Origin of the sequence: Paraburkholderia phenoliruptrix (genome assembly GCF_902859825.1) — a bacterium.
Classification (GTDB): Bacteria; Pseudomonadota; Gammaproteobacteria; order Burkholderiales; family Burkholderiaceae; genus Paraburkholderia; species Paraburkholderia phenoliruptrix.
Map to the genome: position 1 here is coordinate 20328 of NZ_CADIKB010000055.1, position 8289 is coordinate 28616.

8 protein-coding genes are annotated in these 8289 nt (G+C 62.3%); 2 read left to right on the forward strand and 6 right to left on the reverse strand.

Annotated features, from left to right (window positions below; all coding sequences use genetic code 11):
* Nucleotides 1-56 precede the first annotated feature (56 nt).
* Nucleotides 57-1229 (reverse strand): UbiH/UbiF family hydroxylase, encoded by a 1173-nt coding sequence (locus HV711_RS30440; RefSeq protein WP_035480902.1) that lies wholly within the window; start codon nt 1227-1229, stop codon nt 57-59.
* 257 nt (nt 1230-1486) lie between these two features.
* Here HV711_RS30440 and ychF point away from each other — a divergent pair, with 257 nt between their 5' ends.
* Nucleotides 1487-2581, forward strand: a complete 1095-nt coding sequence (ychF, locus tag HV711_RS30445; RefSeq protein WP_035480904.1) for a redox-regulated ATPase YchF — start codon at nt 1487-1489, stop codon at nt 2579-2581.
* A 178-nt stretch (nt 2582-2759) separates the two neighbouring features.
* On the opposite strand, the gene HV711_RS30450 is transcribed toward ychF, so the two are convergent.
* The 3 genes from HV711_RS30450 to HV711_RS33855 form a co-directional block, all read right to left on the reverse strand.
* Entirely contained in the window at nt 2760-2987 is a 228-nt protein-coding gene (locus HV711_RS30450) for a hypothetical protein (RefSeq protein ID WP_028362330.1), read from the reverse strand.
* Nucleotides 2984-3664, reverse strand: coding sequence for a hypothetical protein (locus tag HV711_RS30455; protein WP_175145522.1), 681 nt, complete (start codon nt 3662-3664; stop codon nt 2984-2986). Before HV711_RS30455 ends, HV711_RS30450 begins: the two co-directional genes overlap by 4 nt.
* A 93-nt stretch (nt 3665-3757) precedes the next feature.
* Complete coding sequence (locus HV711_RS33855) at nt 3758-4297, reverse strand: PAAR domain-containing protein (protein WP_082201462.1); 540 nt, start codon at nt 4295-4297, stop codon at nt 3758-3760.
* A 534-nt stretch (nt 4298-4831) separates the two neighbouring features.
* Between HV711_RS33855 and HV711_RS30465 the strand changes: the two genes are divergently transcribed.
* Nucleotides 4832-6034 (forward strand): tyrosine-type recombinase/integrase, encoded by a 1203-nt coding sequence (locus tag HV711_RS30465; protein WP_035480906.1) that lies wholly within the window; start codon nt 4832-4834, stop codon nt 6032-6034.
* Nucleotides 6035-6176: 142 nt separating this feature from the next.
* Here the strand turns inward: HV711_RS30465 and HV711_RS30470 are convergent, their stop codons facing one another.
* Together HV711_RS30470 and HV711_RS30475 are read right to left on the reverse strand one after the other, a co-directional pair.
* A complete protein-coding gene (locus HV711_RS30470; RefSeq protein WP_035480908.1) occupies nt 6177-7916 on the reverse strand; it encodes a UvrD-helicase domain-containing protein in 1740 nt (579 codons plus the stop codon).
* A complete protein-coding gene (locus HV711_RS30475; RefSeq protein WP_035480911.1) occupies nt 7916-8170 on the reverse strand; it encodes a hypothetical protein in 255 nt (84 codons plus the stop codon). The genes HV711_RS30470 and HV711_RS30475 overlap by 1 nt, the downstream gene beginning before the upstream one ends.
* Between the last annotated feature and the right edge of the window lie 119 nt (nt 8171-8289).

Below are 8289 nucleotides of genomic sequence, written 5' to 3' on the forward strand. Positions count from 1 at the left end.
GTTCATAATACCCGTCTCATCGTCCTCGCACGCCGCGCGGCGTGTCGGCCGCCACATCAGCCGAGTGCCGCCGACACCAGCCAGCGCTTGATGAACGGCTGCGCGCCGACAAAAGCCATGCCGCTGTTGCGCACGATCTTCGCGAGCGGGCCGGGCACGGAGAAGAGCTTTTGCAGACCGTCGGTCGCGATCATCAGCGCGCGAATGTCTTCGCGGCGCGCGCGCTCGTAGCGCCGCAGCAGCACCATGTCGCCGAGATCGCGGAACGACTCCTTGCCGGCGACCGTATCGGCCAGCGCCGCGACGTCGCGCAGTCCGAGGTTCATGCCCTGCCCGGCGAGCGGATGAATCAGATGCGCGGCGTCGCCCACCAGCGCGACGCGCGGTGCGACGAGCCGGTCGACCGTTTGCAGCGCGAGCGGAAAGCCCTGCGCGGGCGTCACGCAATCGAGTGCGCCGAGCTGGCCGCCGGTTACGCGCTCCACTTCCGCCGCGAGTTGCGCGGGATCGAGCCCGATGAGTTGCTCGGCGTGCTCGGTGCGTGCCGACCAGACGAGCGACACGTGGCCGTCCGGCATGGGCAGCAGCGCAATGATTTCGCCGTCCTTGAACCACTGTAAAGCGGTCTCGCCGTGCGGACGTTCCGCCTTGAAGTTCGCGACGACGCCTGTTTGCCGGTAGTCGCGCCGGTTCATCTTCGAGCCGATCTGGGCGCGCACCCACGAGTGGGCGCCGTCCGCGCCCACCACCAGATCCGCCACGAGCACGCCGCCGTTCGCGAGACCGACGCTTGCGCTGTCGGCGGTGAAGTCGAGCGCCTGGGCGCGGCTGTCGATCCACGTGAGATTCGGCTGAAAGCGCAGCGCCGCGTCGAGCGCGTGCTCGATCACCGACGACTCCACGATCCACGCCAGTTGCGGCACCGAAGCCTGAAACGCGGAGAAATGCAGCTCGGCATGCGCGTCGCCGTAGACCCGCATGTCGTAGACGGGCCCGAGCCGCGCCAGATCGAGCGCCTGCCAGACGCGCAAGCGCTCCAGCAGCGCCTGCGAGCTGGACGACAACGCGTACACCCGCGAGTCGAACGAAGCGCCGGCGGCGAGCGGCGCGCACGCCTGCGCGAGCAGCGCGACGCGCAAGCCGGCTTGAGTGAGCGCAAGCGCGGCGGTTTTGCCGACCAGCCCGCCGCCGATCACGGCGGCGTCGAAAGTCTGATGGTGTGCGTTCATCCGCGCATTATAGCTGCGGGGTTGCGGCGGACGGACCCGGGCGCGCAGCTTTCTGACGCCACGTCAAGAAGCGGGTGGGAACGGGTTACAATTACGGTTCCCGTGACAAAACCCGCCCAGAATCGTCGAGGCAATGCCCGTCTGGTGTCGTGTCCCGCTCCGCTGCGTCTTCCTTGCCGGTCCACCGCGAAGGCTCCCGAATCCTGCACACGGCGTCGAGCGCATCACGCAATTTACTGAATCACTGAAGGATTTCCATGAGCCTCAAATGCGGCATCGTCGGCTTGCCTAACGTCGGCAAGTCCACCCTGTTCAACGCGCTGACCAAGGCGGGCATCGCCGCCGAAAATTACCCGTTCTGCACGATCGAGCCGAACGTCGGCATCGTCGAGGTGCCGGACGCGCGTCTGAAAGCGCTGGCGGAAATCGTCAAGCCGGAGCGCATCCTGCCTGCAGTCGTGGAATTCGTCGACATCGCCGGTCTGGTGGCGGGCGCGAGCAAGGGCGAAGGCCTCGGCAACCAGTTCCTCGCGAACATCCGCGAAACGGACGCCATCACGCACGTCGTGCGCTGCTTCGAAGACGAGAACGTGATTCACGTCGCGAACAAGATCGACCCGCTGTCGGACATCGAGGTCATCAACACCGAACTCGCGCTCGCCGACCTCGCCACGGTTGAAAAGGCGCTCGCACGCTATTCCAAGGCGGCCAAGTCGGGCAACGACAAGGAAGCCGTCAAGAACGCCGCGGTGCTGGAAAAGGTGCGCGCGCAGCTGGATCAGGCGAAGCCGGTGCGCGCGCTGGATCTGTCGGACGAAGAGAAGGCGACGCTCAAGCCGTTCTGCCTGATCACGGCGAAACCGACCATGTACGTGGCCAATGTGAAGGAAGACGGCTTCGAGAATAATCCGCATCTCGACGCGGTCATGAAGTTCGCGGCGTCGGAAAACGCGCCGGTGGTCGCGGCCTGCGCGGCAATCGAAGCGGAAATCGCCGACCTCGACGAAGCAGACATGGAAGTGTTCCTCGCCGACATGGGCATGGAAGAGCCAGGCCTGAACCGCGTGATCCGCGCGGGCTTCAAGCTGCTCGGGCTGCAAACGTACTTCACCGCGGGCGTGAAGGAAGTGCGCGCGTGGACCATCCACATCGGCGACACCGCGCCGCAAGCCGCGGGCGCGATTCACACCGACTTCGAGCGCGGCTTCATTCGTGCGCAAACCATTTCTTTCGACGACTACATCACTTACAAGGGTGAGCAAGGCGCGAAAGAAGCCGGGAAAATGCGCGCGGAAGGCAAGGAGTATGTCGTGCACGACGGGGATGTGATGAATTTTCTGTTCAACGTCTGAGCGACAGCTATTGGCATTCCCCGGGGCGAGAACTCCGCCTCCGAGAAGTCTGCAAGCAAAAATGCCGCCCTCGATGAGGGCGGCATTTTTTGTGCACGCTGCAGGCTGCGATCGAGTTGCTCGTCTCTAGTCACGCCGATACGGACGGGCGCCTTCAGAACAAAAAAGCGTTCCATGCTCAGGCCGGCGGGATCATGGATACGGTCATCCCGACAAGCAGCAGTACCGGTAAGGCCAGCAATGCCAAGGCTTGAAGAGCGCGATACCAGCGCACTTCCCTTGATCTCTGACGCAGGCCGAGCACGAACGTCACTGACGTGACCGCGCCGATTGTCCAGAGGAGAAAAGCGGCGTCGCCATCCGCCAGTGCCGACGCATAGCCGAGGAACTGAGAATTGGCGATCAATGGTTGAACTCCATGAAATTCCATCGGTACAACTCAAACAACTTGAGGCAATCAGTCTGGGTGCTGCCCGTGTTGTTATTCCTATAGTCCCAGCGTCCCCCGGCACCGCGCGTGAACTGCCCCGTCTCCGGCGCCATTCCTGCATAAGCGCCTTGGCCGGGGTCAGCGGAATTCCGGCCAAGAAGCCGATTAGCCCACGTTTTCGGCTTGTGAATCCGCCAGTCGGAATTGCCTTGGTATATGTCGATTCGCGCATCCGACGTTCCGGTAACCACCTGTATGTGGTGAGCCCGCCCGCCGGTCGCCTGCCCTTTGCTGTCACGTGCAAGCGCGAGAATATCTCCTGGCCGAAGCTCCGAGGGATTGGAAAGTCGGAACGTATTTTGACCTATGCGTTGGATGTCTGGCGCCCCGAAGCTCACCATGACCATGCTGACAAATCCTCGCGGGCTCTGCGGATAGTTCTCGTGGTAATCAGGATCGTAAATATCCAATGTTGCGATATTCTCGCACGCCATCGACCAGCTTGACGGGTAGCCCGCGGCTCGATGCAAATAGACTGAGCAGTTCGAGTGCGAAATCTTCGCAGGTGAAGCGCCGGCCCGATAATCGAGAAGCTTCTGCGAGCCGAGGCACCGCAGCACAATAGTCGGCGACGTCAGCATCAGACCAGGCACGGATCGTCTTCCAGAAAACTTTAAGCTTGCACGTATGAGGCGTTTCGTCTTCCTTGCGGGTGAGAGGAGCCCAGATAACGCTTCCAAAGTTGCTCATTTCCGCGCCGCCTCGCGAAGTGCCACGCCGATCCGCTGCCGGGCCGCTCCCGACTTCAACGATGTTCTGCCGTGCCGATCCGTTACGACGGCCTTGGTCTGGCCATCCACATCGGTCAGATAAACCCGAATGCCCGCTACCGGGCTGCCGTCCCCATCTGCAAAGCGAAATTGTCGGTCAAACGCACCGCTAGCTGGCTGCAAGATGTCACTGCCGTCGTTTGCATTCCCCATTTCCGCAAGTTCGTGGCTTTCGAAGGACATCCATGCGTTATGCAAAGATGCAATTAAAACCGGCGGCGGCTCGCACTTGCAGATGCACAGATCGTTTTCCAATGCAGCCTGCTTCCCACGATAGGTATGTGGACGCGTAGGTCCCACACCCACGATACGGCCCTCGGATTCGCAGGCTGGACAATCGATCCTGGCACCATGATAAGAGAGCCATCTGCCGCGGTTCATCGCACCGGGCTCCCCCTCCGTGACAGTGCCGCCGCTCGTCGTTTTGTCACCCACAACAATGAAATGTCGCCGCATACTCCAGTTCTCCTTTGCTTGACAGCGAGGGGGGTCTGCCGCGCTTCCCTCGATTCAAGTACGCAGTTCTTCGCCTCGAGGTCGAATCTCGCGATCCGCTTGTAACTGCCGGCTCGAACGATCAGGGCTTCCGATAGCAGGAACCACCGCCTCGCGCGCCCCGCTGGGATCGGCTGCACGTAGGCCAAGCATGACCGCCGAGACTTCTATCACCGCCGTCTATTAGCGCATAAAGCGCATCGAGGAATTCTCGAATTGACAAACTGGATCCGTCGATCGGACAACTCTGATTGACACTCCTTTACTTCGAAAGCGCACGGGCGGTGGCCCAAGCCCGCCCCCGCGCGGGCTTTTTTCATTTCAGGATGCCTCCAGCACCGGACTTCGCTGGACTACGCCACAGCCAGATACAGCAGGTTTATCAAGGACTTAGGCGAGTTCAACATATGCCGGTGCTTTCCGAAACTTGACCCGACTTCCCCTCTGTTGGCCCCTAGAAGGCTCCTGGGAACCGGGTCTCTCCGAGGAGTCATCATGGCAAAGATCAAGCTCACCAAGTCCGCTGTCGATGCGGCACAACCCCAGGCGCAGGCCGTCGAACTCCGGGACACGTTGGTGCCCGGCTTCTTGTGCAAGATTACCCCATCGGGTCGCAAGGTGTTCATGCTCCAGTACCGGACGAACGCCGGCGAGCGCCGCAAGCCCGCGCTCGGTCAGTACGGAGAGCTGACTGTCGAACAGGCCCGATCCTTGGCACAGGAGTGGCTGGCTCAGGTACGTCGGGGCGGTGATCCCGGCGCAGCCAAGGCCGAAGCGCGCAAAGCACCTACCGTCGAGGAGCTGTGCAAGAAGTTCATGGAGGATCACTCCAAGAAGCGCAACAAGCCCAGCACCCAGGTCGGCTATCAGCGCGTCATCGACCGCTGCATCATCCCGCTGCTGGGCCGCAAGAAGGTCCAGGACGTGAAGCGCCCCGACATTGCCGGGCTGATGGAAAAGTTTTCGTACAAGCCCACCGAGGCGAACAAGGCGTTCAGCATCTTGCGCAAGATGTTCAATCTGGCCGAGGTGTGGGGCTACCGGCCCGATGGCAGCAACCCCTGCCGGCATATCCAGTTGTTTCCGGCTGGCAAGTCCACCCATCTCATCAGCGACGAGGACATGGGCAAGCTGTTCCGACAGCTTGACAAGATCGAGGCCGAAGGGCTGGAGAACTACGTGGTCCCGTTGGCGATCCGCCTGCAGTTCGAGTTCGCTGGCCGCCGTGGCGAAATCGTCTCGCTCGAATGGGAATGGGTCGATCTGGAGAACCGGCGGGTCGTCTGGCCTGACAGCAAGACCGGCGGCATGTCCAAGCCCATGAGCGAGGAAGCCTACCGGCTGCTTTCGACAGCGCCGCACAAGGAAGGCGCTCGCTATGTGCTACCGTCGCCGCGCCATCCGGGACAACACCTGACCACAGGCGAGTATTACGGCGGCTGGAGCCGTGCACTCAAAGCTGCGGGGGCAACGCACGTGGGGACGCACGGCATTCGACACCGCTCGGCGACCGACATTGCGAACTCGGGCATTCCGGTCAAGGTCGGCATGGCACTCACGGCGCACAAGACCGTGGTGATGTTCATGCGCTATGTCCACACCGAGGACAAGCCGGTCCGGGAGGCCGCCGAACTGGTGGCGAGTCGGCGCAAGGCGATCACCGGCGCCAAGCAGCAGCCTGCCGAAGCGACGGCATGACCAGGCACCAGGGATTTGCGTCGTCCGCAGCGCCGTCGGCGCTGCTGGGCGATCCGGCTTCAATCCCTGCCTTACCATAGGCATCAGGATTTCCGAGACGCTGTCTCGGAGTTCGAGCGACTTGCGAGCGGCCTGACGGCTGCTACGCTAGGGCTATCGCTGCGCCGGCTTCCTGAAACCCCCGTTCAAGCAAGACGGGTCTCAATTCCTCCAGCGCATTGGCCGGTACACCGAGCCACAGAAGATTGCGGGCGCGAGTCACGGCAACATAGCCGATGCGCCCGACTTCGGTGTCTACGCCGGCCAGCAGCGCATTGGCGTGTTCCCGGTTCGCCAAGTACAGCACAGCATCAAGGCTTTCGCCCTTCGCCTGATGGACTGTGTCCACTCGGATGCGCGGTGCGTCGTCGTTCGCTGCCAAGTCAGCGGCGGTGATCAGCGGCGCATTGGGCAACCCCCTTTTTGCGAGCTTGTTGCCCAGGTTGTTGGTGCTCGCCAAGCCGTGGTCTTGTGCGATTTGCGCCAGCAATGTCCTCGTCCGTTCCAGCAGCAGCGGATGCCACTGCGTGTCCCCGGTCAATGTCGCGGCCGGCAGCCCCGAATCCCGATTGCGTGTGAATGCCCAAACGAGCCGTCGCAGCATTCGATCATCCGGGTAGCGCGCGGGCTGCGTGATCCTTGCCACCAGTCCCTGCGGCGGGTTGGCAAGTAGACCGACGATGCCGGAAGCCACCAGCTTGAACGCGGCGAGATAGTCCTGGTGCCGGTCGCGCAGGATGGCGGCCTGTGCGAGAGCCTTGACGGTTCCCTGGCCTGGCGCCCCTTCGTTGCCGCCGAGCTTGTTGGCCATGTCCCGGGCGCGGCACAGCACGGCCGAGCTTTCCAGCTTCAGGTCGGCCGCCAGCACCGCCGCCTGGAAAGCAGCGATGAGGTTCTCGCGTTCGGCGTTCCGGTAGGGCACGAAGAAAGCGCCATGCGTCGTATCGGGCACTAACCTGTCCGCGGTGTCTGCCCGCGTTGACAGCATATTGGCCAAATCCAGAATCGCTGGCACAGACCGGAAGTTCCTGGTCAGGTGGAGACTGTTGACACCTTCCCGCTGACCGTACCGTGTCAGGAACGCCCCATTGGCACCGGCGAACTCGTAGATGCCTTGGTTTGGATCACCGATCAACGAGACCTGGCAGCCCGCACCGACAAGCTGCTCGATGATGGCCTGATGAGCCGTACCGATGTCCTGCGCTTCGTCGATCAGAATGTGCGGATAGCGGCGGACCAGGGCGCGCAGGATGCCGGGCTGTTCTACCAATGTGCGGTAGCACCAGTAGCGCCCGAGGTTGTGTGTATAGGCACCTACCTGTCCAAGACGATGCACAAGGCGCGTCGCTTGCATGGTATCCAGCCTGAGCGTCCGGTCGTTGTCCGCGTAGCAGAAATAGGCACCGTTGTTGTCGATGCCAACCTGCATCTGCGTGATCTCGCGAGGATACGTGTTCGTCTGGAACCTGAAGCCGCCCAGGAACGCTTCACCGCCCATCACAAGGAATGCGGCCTGCTGCGCACCCATCGTTCGATATGCGTGTGGGCGCAGCACGTTGCCGGTGATGAAGGTGTCTAGCGTGTCGATCTCAACGCGGCCGTGGGCGACTCTGGAGGGCACCTCCTGGACCATATTCTGGTATTCGCGCCGAAAGGTATCCACGGCGACATTGGAGAACGACAGGAGAGCGACGCGACCGCGGTCGTCACCGAGCTGTCGGCGCATCTGCGCCAGCCGGCGTACAGCGGTGAACGTCTTGCCGCTGCCAGCGCAGGCAATTACGGACATCGGTGCGATTGGTGCGCCGATGACCTGCAACTGCTCGTCGGACGGCTGGGTCACTACTCGGGCTCCTTGACTTGACAGGCGTGGGTGATTGCCTCGCGGATGTAGTCCGGCACTACGCACGCGGCGCCATCGGCAATCACCTGCGCGAGTGCCTGGCCGAAGCGGCCTTTCTGCACATTGTTCTGCGGGCGCTCAAACATGCCGCTGAAAAGGGCGCGCGCCTTGGCCGCATCGCCTTCCGCGGCTTCGACCGCTACTGCGACGGTTTCGCCGATCTTCGGATGCAGTTCCTTGAGAGCCGCCAGCATCGCGACACGGTGTTACGTCCCGGTCTATTTGAGGATCGGCATCCCGCGCTATTCGAGATGAAACGAAACGGGTTGTCTCGCGCTGCGATAGAAGTGCACATGATGAAGCAAGGCGCGGG